This is a genomic window from Micrococcus sp. M4NT (assembly GCF_033790745.1).
Classification (GTDB): Bacteria; Actinomycetota; Actinomycetes; order Actinomycetales; family Micrococcaceae; genus Micrococcus.
The window spans coordinates 146325-173149 of sequence record NZ_JAMYEH010000005.1; the positions used below are offsets into that span (position 1 = coordinate 146325).

Genomic DNA, 26825 nt, shown 5'->3' on the forward strand with positions numbered 1-26825 from the left:
TCCTTCCTTCAAGCCTGTGCGGGCACGTGCGGGCACGGACCCTCCGGGACCTCGTCGTCCGCGGACACCGCCCATTCTATGCGGAGCCGCCCGCGCGCACGGGCCCGGGGCGTCCGGGCGGGTAGAGTGGCAGGCCGGGACGGATCAGCGGACGGCCGCGTGCCCGCTCCATGAGCGGGCGCGAGGAAAGTCCGGGCACCGCAGAGCAGGATGGTGGGCAACGCCCACCCGGGGAGACCCGCGGGCCAGTGCCACAGAGAGAAGACCGCCTCCGCGCCTCGGCGCGGCGGTGAGGGTGAAAGGGTGGTGTAAGAGACCACCAGCGGCCCCGGTGACGGGGTCGGCTAGGTAAACCCCATCCGGTGCAAGGCCGAACAGGGCGCGTCACGAGGGCTGCTCGCCCCAGCGTCCGGGTTGGCCGCTCGAGCCCGTCAGCAATGGCGGGCCCAGATGGATGGCCGTCACCCCGCGGGGGGCAACCCGCGCGGGGACACAGAACCCGGCTTACAGCTGGTCCGTCCCCTCATCCATCCCCCGGCGCGCCGCGCGCGCCCGGTTCCGACGCTGCAGCGCCTTGGCCACGCCGAACACCGTGACGGCGAGGAAGAACAGTACGAGCAGTCCGCCGACGAGGGCGATGAGGATCTCCACGGGGGCTCCTGGAATCGGGGAACGGGGCGGCGGTTCAGAGGGCGTCGTCGTCGCGGAGACGTTCGAAGCGGAGCTCGATGACGTGCTCGCGCTCGATGCGGTCCACGAGTCCGTACCCGTACATCTCGCCCAGGGAGACGACCGTGGCCAGCGTGGGCCGACGGCGGTCCCGCGGCCACTCCAGGCTCACCCGGTCCGCGCCCGTGAAGGTGCGCTCCCGCAGGCGGGTCTCCACCTCCGAAGAGCGGGTGCGCGTGCGTCCGCTCGAGCGCACGCCGACGGCGATCGCGGCGGCCATGGCCAGCAGGGCGGCGGGGAAGACCCACGCATAGACGGCCATCGTCTCCATGGGGCCTCCCGGGCTCGTCGCGGCGCCGGCCCGCCGTCTGCGGACCGTCCGCCCCCACTCTGCCAGTCCGCGACGACGGAGCCCACCGGGGTGGGCGGGAATCGCCGTGGGCGGACGGGCCGGCGACGGGTCCTGCTGACTAGGCTGGACCGGTGCTGATCCTGCTGCCGCCCTCCGAGGGCAAGACCCCGCCCCGCTCGGGGGCGCCCCTGGACCTCGCCTCCCTCGCGCTCGCCGATTCGCCGGACGTCTCGGGCGCACGCGAGGAGCTGCTGGACCGCGTCGCCGCGGCGTCCGCGCGTTCGGACGCACTGGAGCTGCTCGGCGTCGGGGCGTCGCTCGCGGCGGAGGTGGCCGCGAACCGCACCCTGCGGGACGCCCCCGCGGCGCCGGGGCACCGCGTGTACACGGGCGTGCTCTTCGACGCCCTCGACCACGCCTCGCTCTCCCCCGCCGCCAAGCGGCGGGCCCGCACGGACGTCCTGGTGTTCTCGGCGCTCTTCGGCGCCACCGCCCTCGCGGACCGCATCCCCGCCCACCGCCTGTCGGCCGGGGCGCGACTGCCGGAGATGCCCGGCCTGGCCGCGTGGTGGCGGCCCCGGCTGACGCCCGCCCTGGACACCCTGGCCGACTGCGCCGGCGGCCCCGTGGTCGACTGCCGCTCGGGGGGCTACGCCGCCCTCTGGAAGGCCCCGGCCGCGCGGACCGTGGGCGTGGACGTGCTGCAGCTGCGCGAGGGTCGGCGCACCGTGGTCTCCCACTTCGCCAAGCACACCCGCGGCCTCGTGGCCCGCGCGCTGCTCGAGGCGGGACCCCGCGCCGCGTCCACGCCGGAGCGCGCGGCGGACGTGGTGGCCGCGGCCGGGGCGGGCGACGGCGGACCGCGGTGGGAGGTGGAGCTCGACGCCCCGACGGACGCGAGGGCCGGCTCCCTGCGCGTGGTGCTGCCCGAGTCCTGACGCCGGCTCAGTCCCCCGTGGCCACGAGCTCCACCTCGAAGCCGTCGGCCGTCTCGAGGTAGGTGGCGTAGTGGTCGGGCCCGCCGGCATGGGGGTGGCGGTCCGCGAACAGGAGACGGAAGCCCCTTTCCCGCGCAGCGGCGGTGAGCTCGTCGACGCGGGCGCGGGAACCGGCCTGGAAGGCGAGGTGGTTCAGCCCCGGGCGGGTGCGCTCGTGCGCCCCGCCGCTCACGTCCGGCCCGGCCTCGAGCACGAGGTAGTGGCCAGCACCCTGGTAGGTCTGGCCCTCGTCCCAGCCGCCGTGCGGGACGTAGCCGAGCTGGGTGAACAGCCAGCCGAGGGTCCGGGTCGCGGCGTCCAGGTCCGCCACCCAGACCTCCACGTGGTGCAGCGAGCCGGTCGGACGCGGTCCCGAGTCCGTCGCGGGAGCGGCGTCGGCACGCTCGTCCGCGGCGGCCTCCGGGGCGGCGGCGCGCTCGTCGGCGTCGGCCCGCGGCGCGGCGACCGCGATCTTCGAGGCGCCGGCGTCCCAGGACCCGCCGCGCGCGCCCGCGTCCATGGCCTCGTTCGAGAGCTGGTCGGCGTCCTTGTTCTTGGCCCGCGGGATCCACTCGTACGTCACGCGGCCCGCCGGGGCGATCGCCCGGGCGTCGGCGGCGAGGCGGCGCATGTCCTCGTGCTTGATCTTCCAGCGCCCGGACATCTGCTCGACCACGAGCTTGGAGTCCATGAGCACGTGCACGCGCGCGGTGGGGTCGATCATCGCCGCCATCCGCAGACCGGCCACGAGGCCCGAGTACTCGGCCACGTTGTTGGAGGCCCTGCCGAGCGGCGCCGCGTCCGTCATGAGGACCTCGCCGGTGGCGGGGTCGCGCACGAGCGCGCCGTAGCCGGCCACGCCGGGGTTGCCGCGGGAGCCGCCGTCGGCCTCCACCTGCAGGACTCGTTCCGCCACCACGGCCTCCTCGTCTCACCGGGCGCGCCGGGCGGCGCGCCGACCCTCCACTGTACTGATGGGCGCGTCGGCACGCGCCGGGCAGCGCTGCGCCGCACCGTGCAGAACCCCGCCGACGTCGGCGAGCTCAGCCGCGCACAAGGATCGCGCCCGACTCCGGGCAGCGCGCCACGGCCTCGGGCGGCAGCGCCGTGATCCGGGCGATGTCGGCCGGGGAGAGCTCCATGCCGGTCGCGCTGGAGCAGCGTCCCATGAGGCGCGCGGCCCCGATGCCCCCGTTGGCCTCGCGGGCCTTCTCGTAGAGGGCGAGGAGCGGGGCGGGGAGCAGGCCCGCGAGGGCGACACGGCGGGCCGTGAGCTCGCGCCCCTCGAGGGTGACCTGCTGGCCCGTGGCGCGCAGGTGGGCCACCCGCTCGCCGACGGCGTGACGGGCCTCCGCCAGGCTCGCCTGCGCCGCGCGGACGGCCTGCTCGGCGGCGTCCGCCGACTGCATCGCCACGAGGGCGGCCTCCTCATGCTCCGCCAGGAGGGCCTCGAGCGTCTGCTCCTCATGGGCCAGGCCCTCGAGGTCGCGGGAGGAGGTGCCGGATGCGGCGAGCCGCTCCCGGGTGCGGTCACGGCGGGCGCGCGTGGCCGCGGCCTTCTCCGAGGCGGAGGCCGCCTGCCGGTCGACCTCCTCGGACGCGGCGGTGGCGTCCGCGAGCGCCGCCTCGGCGGCGCGGGCCGCCTCCTGGCGCTCTGCGTGCTCGGCGTCGGTGCGCAGGCGCGCAAGCGCGGTCCTGGCCTGGAGGATCCGGGTGTCCAGGTCCTGCAGCTCCAGGAGCCTTGCCTGGACGGCGGGGGGCGCTGTCAGAGCGGTCACGGTGCGTTCCTCTCGGTGATGACGTAGTCCCACGGGTCGGTCACCCGGGTGGACACGATCGACTCGACGGTGCGGCCCGCCGCGTGCAGGGCCTCCTCGAGGGCGCGGGCGCCCACGGGCAGCCACAGCCACTCGCTCGCCCAGTGGGAGACGTCCACCAGGAACGGGCGGCCGCCCGTGAGACGGGCGGCCTCGCGCGCCTCGGAGGCCGGGTGGTGGCGCAGGTCGGCGGTCACGTACGCGTCTGCCCCGCTCGCGCGCACGGCGTCGAACAGACTGTCCCCCGCACCGCCGCACACCGCCACGGTGCGGACCTCGCCCTCGGCGTCCCCGGCTGCGCGCACCCCGCCGGCGACGCCGGGCAGCACCCGGTGCACACGGCCCGCCAGCTCCGCGAGGCTCACGGGGGCGGGCAGCACGCCGACGCGGCCGATGCCCTCCGCGTCCGTGCCGGACCCGGACGGCTGCAGTGGCCGCAGGTCCTCAAGGCCGATCGCCTGGGCGAGCACGTCGGAGACTCCGCCCACGGCCGAGTCCGCGTTGGTGTGGGCGGCCACGAGCCCGATGCCGTGCTCGATCAGGGTGTGGAGGAGCTCTCCCTTGTACGCCGCACCATGCCCCGTGGCGGCCACGCTGGTCACCCCGCGCAGCAGGAGGGGGTGGTGCGTGATGACGAGGTCGGCACCGGCCTCCACGGCCTCGTCCACCACCGTGCGCACGGGGTCCACGGCCCACAGGATGCGCCGCACAGGCGCCTCGGGTCGGCCGGCCACCGGCCCCACGGCGTCCCAGGATTCGGCGAGGGAACGGGGCCAGAGCCGCTCGACGTGCTCGAGCACCTCCGCGAGCGTGGGCGCCGCGTCGTCCGCGGCCCGCCGGTCGGGTCCGCGCCGCTCGCCGAAGAGGGGGCTGTGGGAAGCTGTGCGCTGACCGGTCATGGGGTCATGATGGACCACCGCCGCCCCCTCCCGCACTCCCTCCCGCCCGCTCGAGTCGGCGGGCGCGGGAATGAACCCGGGAGCGGGGTTGCTGTCTCCGGACATGACCGCGTTCGAACCGCCCTCGCCCGAGCCCACCGCCGCGCCCGCCGACCCCCGCGAGCTCACGCTGGCCGGAGGGTGCTTCTGGTGCCTCGACGCCGTGTACCGCCGCGTGCGGGGCGTCCTGGAGGTCGAGTCCGGGTACACGGGCGGCCACGTTCCCGCGCCGGACTACGAGGCCGTGTGCACCGGGACCACCGGCCATGCCGAGGCCGTGCGCGTGCGGTTCGACGCCGCCGTCGTGCCCGCCGAGGTGATCATGGACCTCTTCTTCACGGGCCATGACCCGACCTCGCTGAACCGCCAGGGCCACGACGTCGGGACGCAGTACCGCTCCGCGGTGTTCGCCCGCGACGAGGAGGAGGCCCGCTTCTACGAGCGCGAGGTCGCCCGCGCGCAGGAGAACTACGATCGCCCGATCGTCACCACCGTCGAGCCCGCGGGTCCGTGGTTCCCCGCCGAGGACGTCCACCAGGGCTTCTACACCCGTCGCCCCGGCAACGGCTACTGCCAGGTGGTCATCGACCCGAAGCTCGCGCGCGTCCGCCGACGATACGCCGCGTGGCTCACCGAGGGCTGAGTCCCGCTCCCCCGGCATAGCCTGGTCCCGACCCGTCCCACCCCGTTCCACTCACTCAGGAGGTCCCCCATGGCCCGCATCCTCGACGACATCACCCAGGCGGTCGGCAGCACGCCGCTCGTCCGTCTCAACCGCCTGACGGAGGGCCTGCCCGGCGACGTGGCCGTCAAGGTGGAGTTCTACAACCCGGCCAACTCGGTCAAGGACCGCATCGGCACCGCCATCGTGGACGCCGCCGAGGCGTCCGGCGCGCTGGCGCCCGGGGGGACCATCGTGGAGGGCACCTCCGGCAACACCGGCATCGCCCTGGCCATGGTGGGAGCCGCCCGCGGCTACCGTGTGATCCTCACGATGCCCGAGACGATGTCCACGGAGCGACGCGTGATGCTCAAGGCCTTCGGCGCGGAGATCGTGCTCACCCCCGGCGTCGAGGGGATGCGCGGCGCCCTCGAGCGCGCGCAGGAGATCGTCCGCACCACCCCGAACTCCATCTGGGCGCAGCAGTTCGCCAACGAGGCCAACGTGCAGGCGCACTACACCGGCACCGGCCCGGAGATCTGGGACGCCTCGGACGGCGCGGTGGACGTGTTCGTCGCCGGTGTGGGCACGGGCGGCACCATCACCGGCGCCGGCCGCTACCTGCGCGAGCAGAAGTCGGACGTGAAGCTCATCGCGGTCGAGCCGGCCGACTCGCCCATCCTCTCCGGCGGCAAGGCCGGCCCCCACAAGATCCAGGGCATCGGCGCCAACTTCGTCCCGGAGATCCTGGACACCGAGCTGTACGACGAGGTGTACGCCGCCTCCTTCGAGGAGTCCCTCGAGGTCGCGCGCGAGCTGGGCCGCAAGGAGGGCATCCTCGGGGGCATCTCCACCGGCGCGATCGTCTCCGCCGCGCTGAAGGAGGCCGCCAAGCCGCAGAGCGAGGGCAAGCTGATCGTCGCGGTCGTGTGCGACTTCGGCGAGCGCTACATCTCCACGCCCCTGTTCGAGGACATCCGCGGCTGACCGCCGCCGCCCTCCTCTGCGCACGCACCCCGCTCCCCCGTCACCGAAAGGGCCTGACCCCTTGGGCTTCATCTCCCGCTTGAAGGAAGACATCGCCACCGTCCGCAGCCACGACCCGGCCGCGCGCGGCGATCTCGAGGTGGCCCTCGTGTACTCGGGGCTGCACGCCGTGTGGTCGCACCGCGTGGCCCACCGGATGTGGCGCCACGACCGCCTCAAGACGCCGGCTCGCGTGCTCTCCCAGGCGACGCGCGCCCTGACGGGGATCGAGATCCACCCGGGTGCGACCATCGGCCGGCGCTTCTTCATCGACCACGGCATGGGCGTGGTCATCGGGGAGACCGCCGAGGTGGGCGACGACGTGATGCTCTACCACGGCGTCACCCTCGGCGGCCGCTCGCTCGAGAGGGTGAAGCGCCACCCCACCCTGCGCGACGGCGTGGTGGTCGGCGCGGGGGCGAAGATCCTCGGCCCCGTGGAGATCGGCGAGGGCACCGCGGTGGGCGCGAACGCCGTCGTCGTGAAGGACACCCCGGCGGACGCCATCGCCACCGGCATCCCGGCCACGTACCGGCTGCGCTCGTGCAAGGAGGAGACGGTGCCCCTCGTGGACCCGGCCGAGTTCGTGGAGCCGGCCCTCTACATCTGAGCCCGCTCATGACGGCGCCCTGCACCCCCGGCTCGGGGGTGCAGGGCGCGGCCGATTCCGCGGCGTGACTCGTCAGGCCGTGGGGTCGCCCTCGGCGGGCTGCGGCATGACGACGGGCACGTCGTCGCCGTCCACCTCCGTGCGGTCCCCGGACCACAGGGTGTGGAACGAGCCCTCGCGGTCCGTGCGGCGGTAGGTGTGGGCGCCGAAGAAGTCGCGCTGGCCCTGGATGAGGGCGGCGGGCAGGCGGTCGGCGCGCAGGCCGTCGTAGTACGCGAGGGCGGAGGAGAACACCGGCACGGGCACGCCGGCGGAGATCGCGGCGCCCACCACGCGGCGCCACGCGGGCAGCGCGTCGGCGATCGCGCGGGTGAACTCGGGGGCGAACAGCAGGTTCAGCGGCTGGCCCTCCGCGCGGGTGCCCGGCTCGGGGTGGCGGTCGGTGTCCCGGCCGCCGAACGCCGTCATGATGACGTCCAGCAGGTCGGCGCGGATGATGCAGCCGTCGCGCCACAGGGAGGCGATGGTGCCGAGGTCCAGCGACCAGCCGTACTCGGCCGCGGCGGCGGAGAGCATGTCCAGGCCCTGCGCGTAGGCCACGAGCTTGGAGGCGAAGAGCGCCTGGCGCACGTCCTCCACGAACTGCTCGCGGTCGGCGTCGGCCACGCCCGCGCCGTCGGCCACGCCCGCGCCGTCGGCCACGCCCGCGCCGTCGGCCACGCCCGCGCCGTCGACGCCCGCCACGAGGGTCTCGCGGGCGATCTCCCGGACCTCTCGCTGCGAGGAGAGCGAGCGGGCGAAGACCGACTCGGCGATCGCCGCGACGGGCGCGCCGACGTCGAGGCCCGAGATGGCGGTCCAGCGGCCGGTGCCCTTCTGGCCGGCCTCGTCCACGATCACGTCGATCAGCGGGCGGCCCGTGGCGGCGTCGGTCTGGCGCAGCACCTCGGCCGTGATCTCGATGAGGTAGGAGGACAGCTCGGTGCGGTTCCACGCATCGAACACGGCGGCCTGCGCGGCGGGCTCGATGCCGGCCACGCGGCGCAGCAGGTCGTGGGCCTCGCCGATGACCTGCATGTCCGCGTACTCGATGCCGTTGTGGACCATCTTCACGTAGTGGCCGGCGCCGTCCGTGCCGACCCAGGCGCAGCAGGGCTCGCCGTCGTACTGGGCGGCGATCCGCTCCAGCATGGGGCCGACCGCGGCGTAGGACTCCTTCGGGCCGCCCGGCATGATGGCGGGCCCGTTCAGCGCGCCCTCCTCGCCGCCGGAGACCCCGACGCCGACGAAGTGCAGCCCCCGGGCGGCGAGCGCGGCCTCGCGGCGGCGCGTGTCCTCGTAATGGGAGTTGCCGGCGTCGATGACGATGTCGCCCTCCTCCAGGAGGGGCACGAGCTGGTCGATGACCGCGTCGACGGGGGCGCCGGCCTTGACCATGATCAGCACGCGGCGCGGCACGGCGAGGGAGGCGACGAGCTCCTCGAGCGAGCCCGTGGCCACGAACTCGCCCTCGTGGCCGTGCTCGGCCACGAGCTGGTCCGTCCGGCCGCGGCTGCGGTTGTGGAGGGCCACGGTGTAGCCGTTGCGCGCGAAGTTGCGGGCCAGGTTGGCCCCCATCACTGCGAGCCCGGTGACGCCGATGTCCGCGGTGCCGGCGAGGGCGGTGGTCGTCTGCTCGGTCATGCCTGAGGAGCCTCCTGTGCGGGGGTGGATGCGTGCGGGGGCGGAGTCCCGCCCGCCCCCGCCAGCCTAGCGGCCGAGGGTCAGTCCCCGACGGCGTCGCGGCCGCGGCGGATGATCAGCGGGTCCGGCTCACCCACGACCTCGTGGTCCTTGCCCTCGTACTCGAACTGCGTGAGGAAGTAGCGCATGGCGTTGAGCCGGGCGCGCTTCTTGTCGTTCGAGCGGATGGAGATCCACGGGGCGTGGTCCGTGTCCGTGTGCAGGAACATCGCCTCCTTGGCGTCCGTGTAGGCCTCCCAGCGGTCCAGGGACTCGAGGTCCATGGGCGAGAGCTTCCACTGGCGGACGGGGTCGATCTGCCGGATCGCGAAGCGGGTGCGCTGCTCGGTCTGGGTCACGGAGAACCAGAACTTCGTGAGGTGGATGCCGTCGTCCACCAGCATCTTCTCGAACAGGGGCACCTGGTTCATGAAGCGGCGGTACTGCTCGTCCGTGGAGAAGCCCATGACGCGCTCGACGCCGGCCCGGTTGTACCAGGAGCGGTCGAAGAGCACCATCTCGCCCACCGTGGGGAAGTGCTGGATGTAGCGCTGGAAGTACCACTGGCCCTGCTCGCGGTCCGAGGGCTTGTTGAGCGCGACGACCCGGGCCATGCGGGGGTTGAGGTGCTCCGTGAAGCGCTTGATGGTGCCGCCCTTGCCGGCGGCGTCCCGGCCCTCGAACACGAGGATGTGGCGCTGGCCCGTGTCCTCGGACCAGTACTGCAGCTTCAGCAGCTCGATCTGGAGGCGGTACTTCTCCAGCTCGTACTCCTCGCGGGACATCCGCTCCTCGTACGGGTAGTCCTCCTTCCACGTCTCCACGGCGCGGCCCTGGGGGTCGATCAGGTCCGGGTCGTTGGTGTGACCGTCGGTGACCGTGTAGCCGCCGTCCCGCAGCTTGTCGATGAACTCACGGAGGTTCTCGCGGGGGGCGTCGGGCTGCAGCAGCTCCATGGGCCTTCTCCTTCGGTGGGGTGAGGTCGCGGAGCGGCGGCGCCGCCGCTCCGGGGCTCCGGCGCGGGGTTCGCGCGGACCGTTCTGGCTCCCATTATGGTCCGGGGCCCGGACACGGCCGTGGAGTGGGTCGTCCCGCGAGATGAACAGCCGGTGAACCCTGCCGCTCCGTCGAAGGGCGACAGCGGCCGGCCCGGGCAGGGTCAGCGCCGGCGCACGGCTCCGACGAGCTCGTCCACGGCCGCCACGGCGGCCCGAGCCGCGTCGACGTCCGCGAACTCGGCCACCGCATCGTCGTAGCGCGCGTGACCGGGGAGCTTGAGGCCGACGCTCGCACCGTCCACGGCGGGGAGGATCCAGAGCCGGGCCCGCGCGTCCACCTCGCGGCCCTGCGCGAGGTCGTCCTCCTCGAAGTCCTTCTCATAGCCGGCCCACTCGACGCCGGGCCGGGCGGTGTCGGCGCCGTCGAGCACGTCCGTCCCGCCCATCCGCAGGTAGGTGACCGACTGCAGCAGGGCGTCCACCGTGCGCGCGGCGGCCCGCCCGGCGAGCTCGTCCTGGAAGACGGCCAGGCGGCGCCAGCCGCCGTCGTCGTTGAGGAGCAGGAGCGTCTGCGCGGCCTCCGGTGCGCTCACGATGGCGAGATGGCGCGCGCGGCCCTGGGCGTCGGCGGGCAGCTTCCAGAAACCGAGGGGCGTGGCGGACATGGGGCACCTCTTCAGGGGGACGTGCGGGGTGGGGCCTCCCACCCTACGCGGACGACGGCGCCCCGGCGGTCGCCCCGGCGGCCGCCGCCATCGCCTGGCGCATCGTCCGCACCCGCGTGGGCCTTGAGCTCGGGACTGTCCTCCTGGGGCATGGTCCGACCCTCCTGGAGGACGTGGGTCGGACCGAGACCCAGGGCACTTCGCCCCTGCCGTCTCGCTATGATTGAGCTGTGTTCGGCGACGCCGTCGGACGTGCCGACCGACCACCTCACCCTTGGAGACCCCCCATGCCTCGACTGCACCGCGTCCACGAGACTGCCGACATCGCCGCCGACGCTCGTGCTCCGCGCGGCGTCGACGCCGCCCGCCCCCGGGCGCTGCGGCCCGCCGCGCTGCTCGCCGTGGGCCTGCTGCTCACCGGCTGCGCCGGCACGGACGGCGGGCAGACGGAGAACGGGCAGGGAGCCAGCGCCTCCGCCACCCAGGACGACGGCTCCGGGAAGGGTGACGCCGGCGCAGCCGCCTCCACCCGTGGCCAGACCAGTGAGGCGCAGGGCCAGGCCGAGGAGTCGGCCTCCGAGGATCCGGCCGACTTCCCGGCGTCCAACACCACCACGCTGACGCACGTGGAGACCATCAAGGACCCCGGCCTGTCGTCGAAGTCGGTGGTCTCCAACCAGCACGGGCTCGTGATCGCCAACAACATGATGTACCGGCACAACGTCATGCTCCTCGACACCCGGAGCCGCGAGGTGGTCCAGACCCTCGAGGACACCGTGGACACTGACACGATGGGCATCGACGGTCTGTCCGGCGTGGTCAGCGGCTCCCCGGTGGAGGCAGCGTGGACCCAGGACGGCCAGTACGCCTATGTCACCAACTACCAGCTGACCGGCGGGGTGGGCACGGGCACCAAGCCGGATGACAACTGCACCGCCGGCTCGGCGATCGCCCCCTCCCTGGTGTACCGGTACTCGGTGAAGGACAAGAAGTGGGACGCCGCCTACCGGGTGGGCCGGGTGCCCAAGTACGTGGCTCTGTCCCCCGACGATTCCCGCCTGCTGGTCGCCAACTGGTGCGACGCGACCCTGTCCGTCCTCGACACCGGGTCCGGGGAGACCGAGCACACCATCCCCCTGGACACCATGCCTCGCGGCACCGTCGTGCTGCCGGACAACAAGACCGCCTACGTCACCGCGATGTGGGCGGACAAGCTCTTCCGCGTGGACCTGGAGGCCGGCACCGCCGAGGTGGTCCTGCACACCGGCCCCCAGCCGCGCCACCTCACCCTGTCCCCGGACGGGAAGACCCTCTACATGACGGTCGCCGGCGCCGACCAGATCGTGAAGCTGGACGCCGCGACCGGCACGGTCCTCGCCACGGCGTCGGCCGGGGATGAGCCGCGCTCCATGGACATCTCCGCGGACGGCACGGCGCTGTACGTCGTCAACTACGAGGCCTCCACGGTGACCAAGATCGATGCCGAGACCCTCGAGATCCTCGACACGAAGCCGGCCGGCGAGAACACCGTCGGCGTCACCTACGACAAGCCCACCGGCCAGGTCTGGGTGGCCAACTACGGCGGCACCCTCGACGTCTACGACGACACCGACGGCGTCGGCCCGGGTGCCGGCGGCTCCGCGCAGCCCTCGACCGACACCGCAGGGAATTGACCGCGACCCGGCCGGTCGCACCGGAGAGGACCGGCCGGGCAGAGGCCTCCTTGGGCAGGCGACGTCGGCGGCGTCCCGCTCGGCGGGCGTCTCAGAGGGCCAGGTTCACGAGCAGCACGTAGGCCAGCGTCCCCGCCCCGATGGACAGCAGGGTGCGCCGCCCGCCGAGCAGGTGGACGAGCACGGTCACGGCGCTCGCCGCGAGCGCGCAGCGGATGCGCGGCCAGTCGACCGGGTCGCCGGGGGCGAGGGCGGCGGAGTCGAGGATCATCACGACCGCGAGGATCGTCAGGATCCCGGCGGGCATCCACACGGCCAGGCGGGCCACGAGTCCGGACTCGCGAAGCGGGCGCAGCAGGGCGAACGGCAGGGCTCGCAGCAGGAAGGTCACGCCGCCGGACACCAGGGCCGCCGCCACGATGTACCCGGGGTGCACGGCCCCGTCGATCATCGTCCCCCCTCCCCGTCCGCCCCTGTGGGCCCGCCCGGCTCCCCGCCCGCGGCCCGGGGAGCCGGGGCGCCGAGCGCATGGACCGCCGGCAGCGGCAGGGCCACGCCGCTCTCGGCGGCGACGTGCGCCGCCACCAGCGCCGCCGCGAACCCGAGGAACGAGGCGACCAGCAGCGCGCCCGGCGCGACGACGAGCCCCACCCCGACGGCGGCCGCCGCAGCGAGCACGAGCGGGACGTGGCGGCGGGTGCGGGCGGCGTCGAGGGCGAGGACGATGAACAGCGCGGTGAGCGCGAACTCGAGGCCCTCCACCGGCGCCGGCAGCAGCCCCGCCGCCGCGACACCCACGAGACCGCCGGCCACCCAGTACAGGTGGAGGCTGATCTGGGTGGCGAGCAGGCGCGGGGCCGTCCAGCCGCGGGGATGGGCGGCGGTGATGGCATAGGCCTCGTCGATGAGCCCGCCCATCGAGTACAGCCGCGCCAACGGGTTCCGCACCACACGCAGCGGGAAGCTGAACGCATAGAACACGTGCCGGAAGTTGAGCAGGAACACGGTCACGGCGATCCCCACCAGGGACGTCCCGGCGACGAGCAGGCTCACCATGAGCAGCTCCACCGAGCCGGCGAACACCACCAGGGACAGCAGCGGGGCCGTCCACCCAGGCAGGCCGGCCTGCACGACGAGCATCCCGAAGGCCACGCCCAGCGGCACCAGTCCCAGCCCCGCCGGCCCGGACAGGCGGATCCCCTCGGCCACCTCGGCGCGGCGGGACGGCGGGGCGTCCGGCGCGCCGGACGCCGCGCGCGATGACGGTGTGACCTCACTCATGGTCGGCCCAGCGTGCCACAGCCCGTGCGCTCCCTCCGCCGCGACGACGCACGGTGACGAGACGGCGCGGCGCGGGTGATGCCCCGCAGGGCCACCTCCCGAGGAATGCGCGGTGGGGCGGACCACCCGCTACGGTTGCTGATGACACCCGCCCGCCCGCGCAGCGCGCCGCCGGGCCTCCACCACCGGATGTGCCGCACCACCCTGGACCTCTCGCGAGCCGAACGCCGAGGGGTCCTGTCACGTCCGGAGGCGGCCCACAGACGAGGAGAACCACCGCGTGGAAGCCATCTCAGAACGCCCGCTCACCCGCCGCCGCACGCTGCGGGGGCTCGGCGGCGCCGGAGCCGTCGGCGTCCCCCGTCGCGGAGACGGGGATCAAGGACCTCGCCGTGGGCGAGGACGCCGTGGTGCGCACCTCCATGACGACCGCCTGGCTCAAGCCCGGCCAGGGCCGTGGCTGGACGGACGAGCCCGTCATCAAGGCAGACGCCCGGCCTGACCAGCGGCTCTCCCGCGTGGACGTGGCCCAGCAGCGAGGGCTGCTCGGCCGCACCGACACCCAGGCCGCCCTCGGCTCCCGCGTCAGCGTCCGAGAGCTCTCCGGGGACTGGGCGAAGGTGAGCTTCCTGGACCAGGCCGCGCCGGACGACGACGGCCATCAGACCAGCTGGGTGCCGCGCGCCCACGTCGTGCGTGATCTCGGCTTCCTCTCCGCCCAGATGGCCGACGGCGCCCACGTGGTGCGCGTGACCGCGGACAGCACCGGCGTGTTCGACGGCGAGGGCATGGAGCAGACCCTCGTGGTCGTGCCCTTCGGCACCCGCCTGCCGCTGCTGGAGCAGGGCGAGAAGGCCTCGAAGATCCTGCTGCCGAACGAGCGCGAGGGCTGGATCGCCCGCGCGGACGTGGCTGTGGGCGAGCCCGCCCTCGGCACGGTCGAGCAGGTCTTCGAGACCGCGCGTTCCTTCGACGGGACGCCGTATCTGTGGGGCGGCATCAGCCCGTTCGGCATCGACTGCTCCGGCTTCACCTACACGGTGCTGCGCTCGCACGGCATCCACGCCCCCTTCGTGGGGCGACCGGTCTGCATCGAGACGCTGCAGGAGATCAACATCAAGCGCGACGACGCCGGCGGGGTGCGTCCCCGGTACGCCGAGGCCTGACGGCAGGCCCGCGCGGCCGACGACCACGGCCCCGGGACCAGGCGCATGGTCCCGGCGCATCGACACGAGTGGACCCAGAGGGACTCGAACCCCCGACCTGCTCGGCGTAAACGAGCTGCTCTAGCCGACTGAGCTATAGGTCCGCGCTGCACTCCAGGGTACCGGTGCGGCGCAGGTGCTCCCGCGTCGCCGCCTCGTGCGCGCTCCGCGAGCGCGCCCGGCCCGGCTCGGCGGCCACCCTGGCAACCTCGACGCCGGTCGCGTCCAGGAGCACGGAGACCCGTCGCGCCCGCCCCGTCTCCGGGTCGAACGCATCGCACGCAGCGGCCGCGGCCCCGTGGGGCCAGAAGTCGGAGAGCAGCGTGAGCCGCTCCCCCAGGCCCAGGTCCTCGCGCACGCGGCGCAGCACCGGAGCGGCGTCGCACGCGATCACCCGCACCGCGACGTCCACCGCGGCGAGCTCCTGCGCGAGGTCCGCGAGCCAGGCGAGCTCGCCGGTGCACACCGGGGTGAACGCCCCGGGGAGGAACGCCAGCCAGGTCGCCCGGGGCTGGCCGACTCCGTCGTCCGGATGCGGCACGCCGTCCGGTGCGGCGAGCGGGGGGAACGACCAGGACTGCCCGTGGTCGTCCCGCAGCGCCGGGGCCTCAGCCACCGCGCTTCTGCACGAGCCTCTGGGCGGCCCAGTCGGCGCTCACGCCGGAGCCCGTGGTGGGGTGCAGCCCGGCCGTGGAGGCCGCCTCCTGCACGTCCGCCGGCGGCACGTGGCCCGGGCGGCCCGTGCGGGGCGTCATGATCCAGAGGGGGCCGGCGTCGAGGGAGCGCTGGGCGTCCACCAGGGCGTCGGCGAGGTCTGTGACGTCCCCCTCATCCGAGCGCCACCAGAAGAGGACGGCGTCCGCGGGCTCCTGGTCCTCCTCGGTCAGCAGCTCCTCCCCGAGCGCCGCCTCGAGGGCGGCGCGGAAGCCGTGGTCGACGTCGTCGTCGAACCCCCACTCCTGCACCAGGTCGCCCGGCGCCAGGCCGAGCTCCTCGAGCCGTGCCTGAGCAGCCGGGGTCTCCTGCGGCCCTGCCTCCATCGTGTGCGGTCCTCCTCCGGGACGGGACATGCGCCCCGTGCGGGGCGCGCGCCGTGCGTGTGCGTGACACGGCCCACCCTACGCCCGTGCGTCCGGGGCCTCCGGGTCCCAGACCACGCGCGCAGCCCACGGACGGCGCTAGGCTGGGCGCGACAGGCGCCCGTCCGCCGGAGCGAGTCCGGGGGCGCGGCGCGGCAGTGCGGGCGTATCCCGCCAGTGCAGCAGCACCGACGCGGAGCATCCCTCCGCACGAACACCAGGAGGCACCGTGAGCGCAGCCGAAGAGAGCTCCCAGATCCTGAGCGGTCTGACCAACCAGCTCCCGGACAAGGACCCGCAGGAGACCGCGGAGTGGATCGAGTCCTTCGACGGGCTCGTGGAGGAGCGCGGGACGGAGCGCGCGCAGTACATCATGCGCACCCTCATGCAGCGCGCCGGCGCCCAGTCGGTCGCCCTGCCCCACGTGACCACCACGGACTACGTGAACACCATCCCGGCCGACCAGGAGCCCGAGTACCCGGGCGACGAGGAGCTGGAGCGCCGCTACCGCAACTACCTGCGCTGGAACGCCGCGGCGATCGTGCAGCGCGCGCAGCGCGAGAGCATCGGCGTGGGCGGCCACATCTCCTCCTACGCCGGCCAGGCCACCCTGTACGAGGTGGGCCTGAACCACTTCTTCCGCGGGCAGGACCACCCCGGCGGCGGCGACCACATCTTCTTCCAGGGGCACTCCTCCCCGGGCAACTACGCGCGCGCCTTCCTCGAGGGCCGCCTCACCGAGGAGGACCTGGACGGCTTCCGTCAGGAGAAGTCCAAGGAGGGCCACGCGCTCCCCTCCTACCCGCACCCGCGCATGAAGCCGGACTTCTGGCAGTTCCCGACGGTCTCCATGGGCCTCGGCCCGATGAACGCCATCTTCCAGGCGCAGACCAACCGCTACCTCCACCACCACGGCATCAAGGACACGTCCGAGCAGCACGTGTGGGCGTTCCTCGGCGACGGCGAGATGGACGAGCCGGAGTCGCGCGGCCAGCTGCACATCGCCGCCAACGACAAGCTGGACAACCTCACCTTCGTGGTCAACTGCAACCTTCAGCGCCTCGACGGGCCCGTGCGCGGCAACGGGAAGATCGTCCAGGAGCTGGAGTCCTACTTCCGCGGCGCGGGCTGGAACGTCATCAAGGTCCTCTGGGGCCGCGAGTGGGATCCGCTGCTCGAGGCCGACGACGAGGGCGAGCTCGTGCGCATCATGAACGAGACGCTCGACGGCGACTTCCAGACCTACAAGGCCGAGTCCGGCGCCTTCGTGCGCGAGCACTTCTTCGGCCGCTCCTCCACCACCAAGGAGCTGGTGGCGGACATGAGCGACGACGAGATCTGGGGCCTCAAGCGGGGCGGCCACGACTACAAGAAGGTGTACGCCGCCTACAAGGCCGCGATGGAGCACAAGGGCCAGCCCACCGTCATCCTGGCCCACACCATCAAGGGCTACGGCCTCGGCAAGTCCTTCGAGGGCCGCAACTCCACCCACCAGATGAAGAAGATGACGGCGGACGACATCAAGGTCTTCCGCGACCGTCACCGCATCCCGGTCTCCGACGAGGCCATCGACAAGAACCCGTACGAGATCCCGTACTACAAGCCCGACGCGGACTCCCCGGAGATGAAGTACCTCATGGAGCGCCGCAAGGAGCTCGGAGGGTTCGTCCCCGAGCGCCGCGCGGACTACCACCGCATCCCGCTGCCCCCGGAGTCGGCCTACAAGCAGGCCCGCAAGGGCTCGGGCAAGCAGCAGGCCGCCACCACCATGGCCTTCGTGCGCCTGCTGAAGGACCTGATGCGGGACAAGAACCTGGGCTCGCGCTTCGTGCCGATCATCCCGGACGAGGCCCGCACCTTCGGCATGGACTCGTTCTTCCCGACGGCGAAGATCTACAACCCCAAGGGCCAGAACTACCTGTCCGTGGACCGCGACCTGTTCCTCTCCTACAAGGAGTCGCCGCAGGGCAAGCTCTACCACGTGGGCATCAACGAGGCCGGCGCCACCGCGGCCTTCAACGCCCTCGGCACGGCGTACTCGACGCACGGCGAGCCCATGATCCCGATCTACATCTTCTACTCGATGTTCGGGTTCCAGCGGACGGCGGACAGCATCTGGGCGGCGGCCGACCAGCTCGCTCGCGGCTTCATGATCGGCGCCACCGCGGGTCGCACCACGCTCGCGGGCGAGGGCACCCAGCACATGGACGGCCACTCGCCGGTCCTGGCGGGCACCAACCCGGCCGTGAAGCACTACGACCCGGCGTACTCGTACGAGATCGCGCACATCGTGCGCCAGGGCCTCGAGGACATGTACGGCGACCACGACCGCGGCGACGCGGTGCGCAATGTCATCTACTACCTCACGGTGTACAACGAGCCGATCGTTCACATCGACGAGCCGGAGGACCTGGACGTGGACGGCCTGCTCAAGGGCATCTACCGCCTCTCCGAGGGCCAGGGCGACGGGCCGAAGGTCCAGCTCCTGGGCTCCGGCGTGGCCCTGCCGTGGGCGGTCGACGCGCAGCGCATCCTCGCCGAGGACTGGGGCGTGAGCGCCGACGTGTGGTCCGTGACCTCGTACAACGAGCTCTACCGCGACGCCGTCGCGGCCGAGAAGGACGCCCTCAAGGACCCCAGCGCCCCGGTGCGGACCCCGTTCGTGACGGAGAAGCTCGCGGGCGCCGAGGGCCCCGTGGTGGCCACCTCGGACTACACCACGTCCTGGGCCAACCAGATCCGGCCGTTCGTGACCCAGCGCTTCAGCGCGCTGGGCGCCGACGAGTTCGGCTTCGCCGACACCCGCTCGGCGGCGCGCCGCTACTTCCACATCGACACGCACTCCATGGTGGTGCGCGCCCTGCAGCTCCTCGAGCAGGAGGGCACGGTCGAGGAGGGCACCGCGGCGAAGGCGCACTCGATGTACCGGCTCAGCGACGTCAACGCGGGCACCACCGGCAACGCCGGCGGCGACGCCTGAGGTCCCCGGCCGGCGCCCGTGCGTCGGCCCGCCCCGACGGCCGGTCGTCCTCCCCACGCGGGAAGGTCGGCCGGCCGTCGTCGTCCCCGCTGTAGGAACCCCACAACCGGGCGCGTCGCGGGCCCCTAGGATGCTGTGCATGCCCGAACCCCGCGCCGCCGCGCCCCGCCCCGTCAGCGCCGAGGGTGTCGATCGGCTGCGCCGCCACCTGGGGGCCCTCAACACCACCGTCCTGCAGCGCCTCGACGCGACCCTGCCCTGGTACCGCGAGCTCACTCCGGACGAGCGCAGCGCGCTCGGACTCGTGGCCCAGCGGGCCCTGCAGGGGCTCGTGGTGTGGTGCGAACGGCCGACGGCCGGCGCGGACACCGTCCTCCAGGACGTCTTCGGGCCCGCCCCCACCGACCTCAGCCGCGCCGTGTCCCTCCAGCGTGCCCTCCAGCTCATCCGCACCATGGTGGAGGTCGTCGAGTCCACCGTCCCGGACCTCGTCGCGGAGCGGGACCAGGCCGCGATGCGCGAGCACATCCTGCACTACTCGCGGGAGATCGCCTTCGCCCTCGCGGACGTCTACGCGCGGGCCGCGGAGATGCGCGGGGCCATGGACTCCCGGCTCGAGGCGGTCCTGCTCGACGCCGTGCTGCGCGGCCAGGACCCGGACGAGATCCGCCACCGCGCCACTGCGCTCGGCTGGCACGACGACCACTGCGTGATGGTCATGGCCGGCTCCGCCCCGGGCGAGGACCAGCCCGCCTACGTGCCCGGGCTGCGCCGCGCGGCGGCCCGCCTCGACTGCGACCTCCTGGTGGGCGTGCAGGCCGAGCGTCTCGTCCTCGTCCTCGGCTCGGTCACCGACCCCCGGGCCGCCGCCGAGGCGCTCACCCCGTGGTTCGCCGCCGGACCCGTGATCGCGGGCCCCGTGGTGGACTCGCTCGTGGAGGCGCACGTCTCCGCCCACCACACGCTCGCCGGGCTCGGCGCCGCGGCGGCGCACCCGCGCGCCCCCCGCCCGACGCCGTCCGGGGACCTCCTGCCGGAGCGCGTGCTGATGGGCGACCCCTCCGCTCGCGAGGCGCTCGTGGACGGTGTCTGGGCACCCCTCGCCGACGCCGGCTCCTCGCTCCTCGAGACCGTGGACACCTACCTGGCCCTCGGCCGGTCCCTCGAGGCCACCGCCCGCGAGCTCTACGTGCACGCGAACACCGTCCGCTACCGGCTCCGGAGGGTCAGCGAGCTGACCGGGTGGGACCCGCTCGTGCCGCGCGACGCCTACGTGCTCCAGACCGCGATCGCCGTGTCCCGCCTCGCCGAGGGCCGCCCACTCTTGTAGGAACCCTCCAAACGTCTCCGTGCGGGTTCGTGCCTGCAGCGGGAGGCGGGAGGCGCGCCCGCCTGACACGATGGAGGGCATGCTCGCGATCGTGTGCCCCGGACAGGGCTCCCAGACCCCCGGCTTCCTCGCCCCCTGGCTCGAGATGGACGGGACCCGTGAGCTCCTGGAGGAGCTCTCCGACGCCGCCGGCGTGGACCTGGTCCGCCACGGCACGGTCTCGGACGAGGAGGCCATCAAGGACACCGCGGTCGCCCAGCCGCTCATCGTCGCGGCGGGGCTCGTCGCCGGATCCATCCTCGAGGCGGACGCCTCCGACCCCGCCACCACCGTCCTCGCCGGCCACTCCGTCGGCGAGATCACTGCCGCCGGCCTGGCGGGCGTCCTCTCCCCCGCCGAGTCGCTCGCGCTCGTCCGCGTCCGCGCCACGGGCATGGCCGAGGCCGCCGCCGCCACGCCCACCGGCATGGCCGCCGTCGTGGGCGGGGACCAGGAGGAGGTGCTGGCCGCCATCGAGGCCGCCGGCCTCACCCCGGCCAACGTCAACGGCGCCGGCCAGGTGGTGGCGGCGGGCACCCTCGAGGCGCTCGCCGACCTGAGCGCCCCGGCCCGGGCGCGCGTGATCCCCCTGAAGGTGGCCGGCGCGTTCCACACCGAGCACATGTCCCCCGCCGTGGACGCCCTGGCGGCCCACGTGCGCACGCTCTCCCCTGCCGATCCGCGGCTTCCCCTGCTCTCCAACCGGGACGGCGCCGCCGTCGCCTCGGGCGCCGAGGTCCTGGAGCGGATCGTGGACCAGGTGACGCGCCCGGTGCGGTGGGACCGGTGCATGGACGCCCTCGCCGAGCGCGGCGTCACCGGCGTCCTCGAGCTCCTGCCCGGCGGTACGCTGACGGGACTGGCCAAGCGCGGCCTGAAGGGCACCGCCACGCTGGCGCTGAAGAGCCCCGAGGACCTGGACGCGGCCCGCGCGTTCCTCGCCGAGCACTCAGCCTGAGCACCGCCGCCCCCCTCCCGCGCAGAGACGAACAGACGCAGAGAAGAGCATCATGACCGTCACCCTGAAGCAGCTGGACCGCCCCGCGGCGAGCCGCATCGTCGCCGTCGGCGCCTGCCGTCCCGCGAACCTCGTGCCGAACGAGGACCTCGTGGGGCCCATCAACTCCTCCGACGAGTGGATCCGGCAGCGCACGGGCATCGTCACGCGCCAGCGCGCGACCGCGGACCAGACCGTGGTCTCGATGTCCGTCGACGCGGCCCGGGAGGCCCTCGCCTCCGCCGGACTGGAGGGCTCGGACCTCGACGCCGTCATCGTCTCCACGGTGACCTTCCCCCACGCCACCCCCTCGGCCGCAGCCCTGGTGGCCCACGAGATCGGCGCGACCCCCGCCCCCGCCTACGACGTCTCCGCCGCGTGCGCGGGCTACTGCTACGGGGTGGCCCAGGCCGACGCGCTGGTGCGGGCCGGCACCGCGAACCACGTGCTCGTGGTGGGCGTGGAGCGCCTCTCCGACGTCATCGACCCCACGGACCGCTCCATCTCCTTCCTGCTGGGCGACGGCGCGGGCGCGGTGATCGTCTCCGCCTCGGACGAGCCCGGCATCTCCCCCTCGGTGTGGGGCTCGGACGGCGAGCGCTGGGAGACCATCTCCATGACCCGCTCACAGCTGGACGTGCGCGACGCCGTCGAGCACGCCCGCACCACCGGCGACGCCTCCGCGATCACCGGCGCCGAGGAGATGCTCTGGCCGACCCTGCGCCAGGACGGGCCCTCCGTGTTCCGCTGGGCCGTGTGGTCCATGGCGAAGGTGGCCCGCGAGGCGTTGGACCGCGCCGGCGTCGAGCCGGGCGACCTGGCCGCCTTCATCCCGCACCAGGCCAACATGCGCATCATCGACGAGTTCGCCAAGCAGCTGGCGCTGCCGGAGTCCGTGGTGGTGGCCCGGGACATCGCCGACGCGGGCAACACCTCCGCCGCGTCCATCCCGCTGGCCATGCACCGCCTGCTCGCCGAGCACCCCGAGCTCTCGGGCGGCCTCGCCCTCCAGATCGGCTTCGGCGCCGGCCTCGTCTACGGAGCCCAGGTGGTGCGCCTCCCCTGAGGCGTGCGCATCTGATTCACTGACCCAGTACACCGAAACACCTACCTGAAGGAGACGCCCCATGGCTTCCAAGGAAGAGATCCTCGCCGGCCTCGCCGAGATCGTGAACGAGGAGACCGGCCTCGACACGGCCGACGTGCAGCCGGAGAAGTCGTTCACCGACGACCTCGACATCGACTCGATCTCCATGATGACCATCGTGGTCAACGCCGAGGACAGGTTCGGGGTGAAGATCCCGGACGAGGAGGTCAAGAACCTCAAGACCGTCCAGGACGCCGTGGACTTCATCGACGGCGCCCAGGCCTGATCCAGGCCCACCCCGTGCGGAGGGCCCCTCGGCCCGCCGTGCCTCGCAGGACCGTGCCGGAGGCGCCCGATCCGGGCGCCTCCGGCCCCCGCTCGCCCGGGGCACCCGCACCCCGGCCCCCGAGAGACGAAGGCAGCAGACCCATGACCCGCACCGCAGTGATCACCGGCCTCGGCGCCACCACCCCCATCGGCGGCGACGTGCCCACGTTCTGGGCCAACGCGCTGAAGGGCGTCTCGGGCGCCGCCACCATGGAGCACGACTGGGTGGAGCAGTACGACCTGCCCGTCACCTTCGCCGCGGAGCTCGCGGTGCCCACCGCCGAGGTGCTCAGCCGGGTCGAGGCCAAGCGCCAGGACCCCGGCACGCAGATGGCCACCGTGGCCGCCCGCGAGGCCTGGAAGGACGCCGGGCTCGAGGGCGCCGAGATCGACCACGACCGCCTGGCCGTCGCCTTCGGCACGGGCATCGGCGGCGTGTGGACCCTCCTCGACGGCTGGGACACCCTGCGCGAGCGCGGGCCGCGCCGTGTGCTGCCCATGACCGTCCCCATGCTCATGCCCAACGGCGCGGCCGGGGCCCTCTCCCTCGAGTTCGGCGCCCGCGCCGGGGCCCGCACCGTGGTCTCCGCCTGCGCCGCGGGCACCGAGGCCCTCGAGACCGCACTGCTGCTCATCCGTTCCGGCCAGGCCGACGTCGTGCTGTGCGGGGCCGCCGAGGCCGCCGTGCACCCGCTGCCGATGGCCGCGTTCGCCGCGATGCAGGCGCTGTCCAAGCGCAACGACGACCCGCAGGCCGCCTCCCGCCCCTACGACGTGGACCGCGACGGCTTCGTCCTCGGCGAGGGTGCCGGCGTCATGGTGGTGGAGTCCGGGGAGCACGCGAAGGCCCGCGGCGCCCGCGTGTACGCCGAGCTGATCGGCGCCGCCGTCTCCTCCGACGCGCATCACATCACCGCCCCGGAGCCCGAGGGCCTCGGCGCCACCCGGGCCCTGCGCTCCGCCCTCCGCGGTGCCAGCGTGGACCCCTCGGAGGTGAGCCACGTGAACGCGCACGCCACCTCGACCCCCAAGGGAGACGCCCCCGAGTACCTCGCGCTGAAGGCAGTCCTCGGAGACCACCTCGACGACGTCCTGGTCTCGGCCACGAAGTCCCAGACCGGCCACCTGCTGGGGGCGTCCGGCGCGATCGAGTCGATCCTCACCGTGCTCGCCGTGCACCACGGCACCGCTCCCGTGACCATCAACCTGGAGCACCAGGACCCCGAGATCCCGCTCAACGTCGTGACCGGCGAGCCGGGCCGCCTGCCCGCGGGGGACCGCGTGGCGGTGAACAACTCCTTCGGCTTCGGCGGCCACAATGCCGTGGCCGTGTTCCGCGGGGTCTGACCCGCACGCCCGACGGCGCCCGTCCCCACGCGGGACGGGCGCCGTCGTCGTGAGGGGGTGCGGGCGAGGGGGGCGGTGTCAGCCCGCGCGGTGCAGCCAGCGCACCGGCGCACCCGCGGCGGCGAGGCGGAAGGGCTCCAGCTCCTCGTCCCAGGCCTCGCCCAGGGCGAGTGAGAGCTCGTGGAACACGACCGTGGGGTCGCCCGCGCCCTGCTCGTAGGCGAAGCGGATCCGGTCCTCGGAGACCATGATGTTGCCCGAGACGTCGGTGGCCGCGTGGAAGATGCCCAGGTCCGGGGTGTGGGACCACCGGGACCCGTCTGCGCCGGCGGAGGGCTCCTCGGTGATCTCGAAGCGCAGGTGCGGCCAGCCACGCAGCGCCGAGGCCAGCGACGCTCCGGTGCCCTGCGGGGCCCGCCAGTGCAGCTCCGTGCGGTGCTGCCCGGGCGCGGCCGGCTGCGCCTGCCACTCGACCTCGGTGTGGCCGCCGAGCACGGAGCTCAGGGCCCACTCGACGTGGGGGCACAGCGCGGTGGGTGCGGAGAGGATGTGGACCACGCCGCGGGTGGTGATGGTGTCCATGGGTTCCTCCGGGAGCGATGCGGTGCGTCTTCCCCTACGACCACGCCGCGGACGACGGAACTCCTGTGGCCATTGTGCCGGAGGGCCCGGGGGCGGGCAATGGTCCCGGCTTGAGGGCGTGTCGCGCTCAGGCGCGGGGGTGCGCCTGGCGGTAGCCCTCCCGCAGGCGGTCGATGGACACGTGGGTGTACACCTGCGTGGTCCGCAGGGACGAGTGGCCGAGCAGCTCCTGGACGGTGCGGAGGTCGGCACCGCCGTCGAGCAGGTGGGTGGCGGCGGTGTGGCGCAGGGTGTGCGGGCCGCGGGCCGCCGTGTCGCCGAGCGCCTCGAGCCCGCGGTCGACGACGGCCCGCACCTGCCGCACGCCGAGCCGCCCGCCGCGCGCGCCGAGGAAGAGGGCGGGGCCGGACTCCCCCGTGAGCAGGGCGGGGCGTCCGGCGGAGGACCAGAGGTGGACCGCCCGCGCGGCGGGACCGCCGAACGGGACGGTGCGCTGCCGGTCGCCCTTGCCGGTGAGGGTGGCCACGCGGCGCTCCAGGTCCACGTCGTCCCGGTCGAGGGCCACGACCTCGGCGACGCGGGCTCCCGTCGCGTAGAGGAGCTCGAGCACGGCCGCGTCGCGCAGGGCGACAGCGCGGGCGACGGCGTCGTCGCCCTCCTCCGCTTCGGCGACGCGGGCCTCGGCCCAGTCCAGCAGGCGGCGTGTCTGCAGGTCCTGCAGCACGTGCGGCAGGGAGGAGTCCGGCCGGGGAGAGCGCAGGCGCAGCGCCGGATCGTCGTGGCGCAGGCCCTCGCGGCGCAGCCACGCCATGAACGTGCGCACGGCGGCCACGCGGCGGGCCAGCGTGGTGCGGGCCAGGCCGGCGTGGGCCATGGCGGCGAGCCAGCCGCGCAGGTCCTCCACGTCCACCTCCGCGAAGACATCCTGACCGGGGCCCACGTGCGCGGCCAGGTGGCGCAGGTCCGCACGGTAGGCGGACACGGTCCGGGGGCTGCGATTGCGCTCGTGGGTCAGGTGCTCCGCGTACGCCTCAAGCCACGCCGCGTCCCGGGGCGAGGGCGCGGGCACGGCCGCGGACGGCTCGGCCGCCGGGCCTGTGGCGCGAGGACGGGTGCTCATCCCTCCACTGTGCCACCCCCGCCCGGTGCGCGCCGCCAGCGGTCCTCCACGCGCTCGGCCAGCCCGGCCCGCTGCAGGCGGGAGAGGACGGCGAGCACGGTGGGCAGGGCCAGGCCCGCGGTGACGGTGAGGCGGTCCACGGGCACGGCGCTGCGCAGCGGGAGGGCGTCGACGACGAGCAGCTCCTCCACGGTGAGGGCGTCCGTGGGCCGCTCGGCGTGCCGCTGCCGGCGCTCCCCCCTCGTCCCCGGCGCCGACGTGGGCGCCACGGATGGTTCGGGCGCCCGGGACGTGCCCGTGTCCGCGGCCGTCCCGCCAGGGGCGCCCCTCCCAGCGGGACGGCGTACGCCGTCCAGCAGGGCGAGGGCGTCGTCCTCGTCCATCACGAGCCGCGCCGGGGTCTCCTTCAGCAGGCGATGGCAGCCGGCGGAGCTGGGCGCGGTGACGGGCCCCGGGACGACGCCGAGCTCCCGGCCGAGGCCCATCGCGTGGCCGGCGGTGTTCTGCGCGCCGGAGCGCCAGCGCGCCTCAACCACGAGCACGGCGCCGGAGAGCGCGGCGATCAGCCGGTTGCGCTGGAGGAAGCGGTGGCGCGTCGGACTCGCTCCGGGCGGCATCTCCGAGAGGAGCAGCCCGGCCTCCATGACGTCTCGGAGCAGCTCCTCGTGGCCTGCCGGATAGAAGCGGTCGAGGCCGCTGGCCAGCACGGCCATGGTCGGGGCGGACGCCTCCGCTCCCCCGGCCCCGCCCCGCTCCTGGGCCGCGTCGAGGGCTGCGCGGTGCGCGGCGCCGTCGATCCCGTATGCCCCACCCGAGACGACGCACAGGCCGGCTCGGACAGCGTGGCCCACGAACTGGCGCGTCACCGCGCGGCCGTAGGCGGTGGCCTCGCGGCTGCCCACCACGGCGAGGGTGCGGCCGGCAGCGGGCAGCGCGCCCGTCCCGCGGAACCACAACCCCAGCGGGGCGCTCTCGCCGAGGTCCTCCAGTGCGGCCGGCCAGGCGTCGTCCTCCGGGATGAGCAGGCCGCCGCCCAGACGGTGCAGGGCGACGAGGTCGCGCTCGGGGTCCAGATGGGCGGCGCGGGGCGCCCATCGCTGCAGCCCGGCGGACCACCGGCGCGCCAGGCCGTCCGGCGCGCCGGTGTGCTCCGCCAGGAGGTCCCGCTCGGCGGGGTGCAGTGCCGCGCGGCCGGTGAGGAGCGCGAGGGCCCGCTCGGGGCCGAACGCTGCCACGGCGTGCGCCGGAAGCTCGTCCCCGGGCTCCACGAGCCGGGTGAGCGCGGCGCGGGCCACACGGGCGCCGTCGGGGCGGGCGGAGGCGGAGGTGGGGGTGGGGTGGGA

At 74.1% G+C, this 26825-nt stretch carries 26 protein-coding genes, 1 tRNA gene and 1 other RNA gene; 13 read left to right on the forward strand and 15 right to left on the reverse strand.

What is annotated here, in order from left to right:
• The first annotated feature begins 139 nt into the window (after positions 1 to 139).
• Positions 140 to 523: RNase P RNA component class A (gene rnpB / locus NJC10_RS05010), an RNA gene on the forward strand.
• A gap of 162 nt (positions 524 to 685) precedes the next feature.
• On the opposite strand, the gene NJC10_RS05015 is transcribed toward rnpB, so the two are convergent.
• Positions 686 to 1000, reverse strand: a complete 315-nt coding sequence (locus NJC10_RS05015) for a hypothetical protein (protein ID WP_248115017.1) — start codon at positions 998 to 1000, stop codon at positions 686 to 688.
• Between the two features lie 152 nt (positions 1001 to 1152).
• Between NJC10_RS05015 and NJC10_RS05020 the strand changes: the two genes are divergently transcribed.
• Positions 1153 to 1959, forward strand: a complete 807-nt coding sequence (locus tag NJC10_RS05020; protein WP_319074969.1) for a peroxide stress protein YaaA — start codon at positions 1153 to 1155, stop codon at positions 1957 to 1959.
• Positions 1960 to 1966: 7 nt separating this feature from the next.
• Here NJC10_RS05020 and NJC10_RS05025 read toward each other — a convergent pair whose 3' ends face one another.
• The 3 genes from NJC10_RS05025 to NJC10_RS05035 all read right to left on the reverse strand — a co-directional run bounded on the left by NJC10_RS05025 (position 1967) and on the right by NJC10_RS05035 (position 4714).
• Positions 1967 to 2914: a reverse transcriptase-like protein gene (locus tag NJC10_RS05025; RefSeq protein WP_319074970.1), complete on the reverse strand. Its 948-nt coding sequence runs from the start codon at positions 2912 to 2914 to the stop codon at positions 1967 to 1969.
• A 127-nt stretch (positions 2915 to 3041) separates the two neighbouring features.
• A complete protein-coding gene (locus NJC10_RS05030; RefSeq protein ID WP_319074971.1) occupies positions 3042 to 3776 on the reverse strand; it encodes a DNA-binding protein in 735 nt (244 codons plus the stop codon).
• Positions 3773 to 4714, reverse strand: a complete 942-nt coding sequence (locus NJC10_RS05035) for a Nif3-like dinuclear metal center hexameric protein (protein ID WP_319074972.1) — start codon at positions 4712 to 4714, stop codon at positions 3773 to 3775. Before NJC10_RS05035 ends, NJC10_RS05030 begins: the two co-directional genes overlap by 4 nt.
• A gap of 103 nt (positions 4715 to 4817) precedes the next feature.
• Here NJC10_RS05035 and msrA point away from each other — a divergent pair, with 103 nt between their 5' ends.
• From msrA to epsC, 3 genes are all read left to right on the forward strand, one after another.
• On the forward strand, positions 4818 to 5396 hold the full coding sequence (msrA, locus tag NJC10_RS05040; RefSeq protein ID WP_319074973.1) for a peptide-methionine (S)-S-oxide reductase MsrA: 579 nt from the start codon (positions 4818 to 4820) through the stop codon (positions 5394 to 5396).
• Positions 5397 to 5465: 69 nt separating this feature from the next.
• A complete protein-coding gene (gene cysK / locus NJC10_RS05045) occupies positions 5466 to 6401 on the forward strand; it encodes a cysteine synthase A (protein ID WP_319074976.1) in 936 nt (311 codons plus the stop codon).
• A gap of 61 nt (positions 6402 to 6462) precedes the next feature.
• Complete coding sequence (gene epsC, locus NJC10_RS05050) at positions 6463 to 7050, forward strand: serine O-acetyltransferase EpsC (protein WP_319074977.1); 588 nt, start codon at positions 6463 to 6465, stop codon at positions 7048 to 7050.
• A 72-nt stretch (positions 7051 to 7122) separates the two neighbouring features.
• On the opposite strand, the gene gndA is transcribed toward epsC, so the two are convergent.
• From gndA to NJC10_RS05065, 3 genes are all read right to left on the reverse strand, one after another.
• Positions 7123 to 8733, reverse strand: coding sequence for an NADP-dependent phosphogluconate dehydrogenase (gndA, locus tag NJC10_RS05055; RefSeq protein ID WP_319074978.1), 1611 nt, complete (start codon positions 8731 to 8733; stop codon positions 7123 to 7125).
• 80 nt (positions 8734 to 8813) lie between these two features.
• Entirely contained in the window at positions 8814 to 9728 is a 915-nt protein-coding gene (gene ppk2 / locus NJC10_RS05060) for a polyphosphate kinase 2 (RefSeq protein WP_248115035.1), read from the reverse strand.
• Between the two features lie 203 nt (positions 9729 to 9931).
• Positions 9932 to 10435, reverse strand: coding sequence for a hypothetical protein (locus NJC10_RS05065; protein WP_248115036.1), 504 nt, complete (start codon positions 10433 to 10435; stop codon positions 9932 to 9934).
• Between the two features lie 287 nt (positions 10436 to 10722).
• Between NJC10_RS05065 and NJC10_RS05070 the strand changes: the two genes are divergently transcribed.
• Positions 10723 to 12108, forward strand: coding sequence for a YncE family protein (locus NJC10_RS05070; protein ID WP_319074981.1), 1386 nt, complete (start codon positions 10723 to 10725; stop codon positions 12106 to 12108).
• Between the two features lie 91 nt (positions 12109 to 12199).
• Here the strand turns inward: NJC10_RS05070 and NJC10_RS05075 are convergent, their stop codons facing one another.
• Both NJC10_RS05075 and NJC10_RS05080 read right to left on the reverse strand, forming a co-directional pair.
• Positions 12200 to 12559, reverse strand: a complete 360-nt coding sequence (locus tag NJC10_RS05075; protein WP_248115038.1) for a branched-chain amino acid transporter permease — start codon at positions 12557 to 12559, stop codon at positions 12200 to 12202.
• Positions 12556 to 13389 carry an AzlC family ABC transporter permease gene (locus tag NJC10_RS05080; RefSeq protein ID WP_319074983.1) on the reverse strand — a complete coding sequence of 278 codons (834 nt, stop codon included), beginning with the start codon at positions 13387 to 13389 and terminating at the stop codon, positions 12556 to 12558. Before NJC10_RS05080 ends, NJC10_RS05075 begins: the two co-directional genes overlap by 4 nt.
• A gap of 392 nt (positions 13390 to 13781) precedes the next feature.
• Here NJC10_RS05080 and NJC10_RS05085 point away from each other — a divergent pair, with 392 nt between their 5' ends.
• Positions 13782 to 14555, forward strand: a complete 774-nt coding sequence (locus NJC10_RS05085; protein WP_319074985.1) for a C40 family peptidase — start codon at positions 13782 to 13784, stop codon at positions 14553 to 14555.
• Between the two features lie 69 nt (positions 14556 to 14624).
• Here the strand turns inward: NJC10_RS05085 and NJC10_RS05090 are convergent.
• The 3 genes from NJC10_RS05090 to NJC10_RS05100 all read right to left on the reverse strand — a co-directional run bounded on the left by NJC10_RS05090 (position 14625) and on the right by NJC10_RS05100 (position 15634).
• A tRNA-Val gene (locus NJC10_RS05090) sits at positions 14625 to 14698 on the reverse strand.
• Positions 14689 to 15210, reverse strand: coding sequence for a redoxin domain-containing protein (locus NJC10_RS05095; protein WP_319074987.1), 522 nt, complete (start codon positions 15208 to 15210; stop codon positions 14689 to 14691). Before NJC10_RS05095 ends, NJC10_RS05090 begins: the two co-directional genes overlap by 10 nt.
• Positions 15203 to 15634 carry a DUF3052 domain-containing protein gene (locus tag NJC10_RS05100; protein WP_248115042.1) on the reverse strand — a complete coding sequence of 144 codons (432 nt, stop codon included), beginning with the start codon at positions 15632 to 15634 and terminating at the stop codon, positions 15203 to 15205. The genes NJC10_RS05095 and NJC10_RS05100 overlap by 8 nt, the downstream gene beginning before the upstream one ends.
• A gap of 268 nt (positions 15635 to 15902) precedes the next feature.
• Here NJC10_RS05100 and aceE point away from each other — a divergent pair, with 268 nt between their 5' ends.
• The 6 genes from aceE (at position 15903) to NJC10_RS05130 (ending at position 23780) form a co-directional block, all read left to right on the forward strand.
• A complete protein-coding gene (gene aceE, locus NJC10_RS05105) occupies positions 15903 to 18653 on the forward strand; it encodes a pyruvate dehydrogenase (acetyl-transferring), homodimeric type (RefSeq protein ID WP_319074990.1) in 2751 nt (916 codons plus the stop codon).
• Positions 18654 to 18792: 139 nt separating this feature from the next.
• Entirely contained in the window at positions 18793 to 19983 is a 1191-nt protein-coding gene (locus NJC10_RS05110; RefSeq protein WP_319074992.1) for a helix-turn-helix domain-containing protein, read from the forward strand.
• A gap of 79 nt (positions 19984 to 20062) precedes the next feature.
• Positions 20063 to 20980: an ACP S-malonyltransferase gene (locus NJC10_RS05115; RefSeq protein WP_319074994.1), complete on the forward strand. Its 918-nt coding sequence runs from the start codon at positions 20063 to 20065 to the stop codon at positions 20978 to 20980.
• Positions 20981 to 21032: 52 nt separating this feature from the next.
• The gene (locus NJC10_RS05120) at positions 21033 to 22085 is read left to right on the forward strand and encodes a beta-ketoacyl-ACP synthase III (RefSeq protein WP_319074996.1); all 1053 of its coding nucleotides are present in this window, start codon (positions 21033 to 21035) and stop codon (positions 22083 to 22085) included.
• A gap of 61 nt (positions 22086 to 22146) precedes the next feature.
• On the forward strand, positions 22147 to 22392 hold the full coding sequence (locus tag NJC10_RS05125; protein WP_248115047.1) for an acyl carrier protein: 246 nt from the start codon (positions 22147 to 22149) through the stop codon (positions 22390 to 22392).
• A 143-nt stretch (positions 22393 to 22535) separates the two neighbouring features.
• Positions 22536 to 23780: a beta-ketoacyl-[acyl-carrier-protein] synthase II gene (locus NJC10_RS05130; RefSeq protein ID WP_319074999.1), complete on the forward strand. Its 1245-nt coding sequence runs from the start codon at positions 22536 to 22538 to the stop codon at positions 23778 to 23780.
• A 78-nt stretch (positions 23781 to 23858) separates the two neighbouring features.
• Here NJC10_RS05130 and NJC10_RS05135 read toward each other — a convergent pair whose 3' ends face one another.
• The 3 genes from NJC10_RS05135 to NJC10_RS05145 all read right to left on the reverse strand — a co-directional run.
• A complete protein-coding gene (locus NJC10_RS05135; RefSeq protein WP_319075000.1) occupies positions 23859 to 24362 on the reverse strand; it encodes a DUF3145 domain-containing protein in 504 nt (167 codons plus the stop codon).
• A gap of 127 nt (positions 24363 to 24489) precedes the next feature.
• A complete protein-coding gene (locus NJC10_RS05140; RefSeq protein ID WP_298984511.1) occupies positions 24490 to 25482 on the reverse strand; it encodes a tyrosine recombinase XerC in 993 nt (330 codons plus the stop codon).
• The coding region (locus tag NJC10_RS05145) for a DNA-processing protein DprA (RefSeq protein ID WP_413466395.1) at positions 25479 to 26825 on the reverse strand (1347 nt) is incomplete at its 5' end. The genes NJC10_RS05140 and NJC10_RS05145, both read right to left, overlap by 4 nt.

What these genes read in the sequence shown, in the direction of transcription:
- NJC10_RS05140 (WP_298984511.1), bottom strand. Translation starts at nt 25,482, where the DNA reads ATGAGCACCCGTCCTCGCGCCACAGGCCCGGCGGCCGAGCCGTCCGCG.
- NJC10_RS05115 (WP_319074994.1), top strand. Translation starts at nt 20,063, where the DNA reads ATGCTCGCGATCGTGTGCCCCGGACAGGGCTCCCAGACCCCCGGCTTC.
- NJC10_RS05080 (WP_319074983.1), bottom strand. Translation starts at nt 13,389, where the DNA reads ATGAGTGAGGTCACACCGTCATCGCGCGCGGCGTCCGGCGCGCCGGAC.
- NJC10_RS05125 (WP_248115047.1), top strand. Translation starts at nt 22,147, where the DNA reads ATGGCTTCCAAGGAAGAGATCCTCGCCGGCCTCGCCGAGATCGTGAAC.
- NJC10_RS05120 (WP_319074996.1), top strand. Translation starts at nt 21,033, where the DNA reads ATGACCGTCACCCTGAAGCAGCTGGACCGCCCCGCGGCGAGCCGCATC.
- cysK (WP_319074976.1), top strand. Translation starts at nt 5,466, where the DNA reads ATGGCCCGCATCCTCGACGACATCACCCAGGCGGTCGGCAGCACGCCG.
- gndA (WP_319074978.1), bottom strand. Translation starts at nt 8,733, where the DNA reads ATGACCGAGCAGACGACCACCGCCCTCGCCGGCACCGCGGACATCGGC.
- NJC10_RS05065 (WP_248115036.1), bottom strand. Translation starts at nt 10,435, where the DNA reads ATGTCCGCCACGCCCCTCGGTTTCTGGAAGCTGCCCGCCGACGCCCAG.
- NJC10_RS05035 (WP_319074972.1), bottom strand. Translation starts at nt 4,714, where the DNA reads ATGACCGGTCAGCGCACAGCTTCCCACAGCCCCCTCTTCGGCGAGCGG.
- NJC10_RS05075 (WP_248115038.1), bottom strand. Translation starts at nt 12,559, where the DNA reads ATGATCGACGGGGCCGTGCACCCCGGGTACATCGTGGCGGCGGCCCTG.
- msrA (WP_319074973.1), top strand. Translation starts at nt 4,818, where the DNA reads ATGACCGCGTTCGAACCGCCCTCGCCCGAGCCCACCGCCGCGCCCGCC.
- NJC10_RS05015 (WP_248115017.1), bottom strand. Translation starts at nt 1,000, where the DNA reads ATGGAGACGATGGCCGTCTATGCGTGGGTCTTCCCCGCCGCCCTGCTG.
- NJC10_RS05110 (WP_319074992.1), top strand. Translation starts at nt 18,793, where the DNA reads ATGCCCGAACCCCGCGCCGCCGCGCCCCGCCCCGTCAGCGCCGAGGGT.
- NJC10_RS05100 (WP_248115042.1), bottom strand. Translation starts at nt 15,634, where the DNA reads ATGGAGGCAGGGCCGCAGGAGACCCCGGCTGCTCAGGCACGGCTCGAG.
- NJC10_RS05135 (WP_319075000.1), bottom strand. Translation starts at nt 24,362, where the DNA reads ATGGACACCATCACCACCCGCGGCGTGGTCCACATCCTCTCCGCACCC.
- NJC10_RS05070 (WP_319074981.1), top strand. Translation starts at nt 10,723, where the DNA reads ATGCCTCGACTGCACCGCGTCCACGAGACTGCCGACATCGCCGCCGAC.
- ppk2 (WP_248115035.1), bottom strand. Translation starts at nt 9,728, where the DNA reads ATGGAGCTGCTGCAGCCCGACGCCCCCCGCGAGAACCTCCGTGAGTTC.
- NJC10_RS05130 (WP_319074999.1), top strand. Translation starts at nt 22,536, where the DNA reads ATGACCCGCACCGCAGTGATCACCGGCCTCGGCGCCACCACCCCCATC.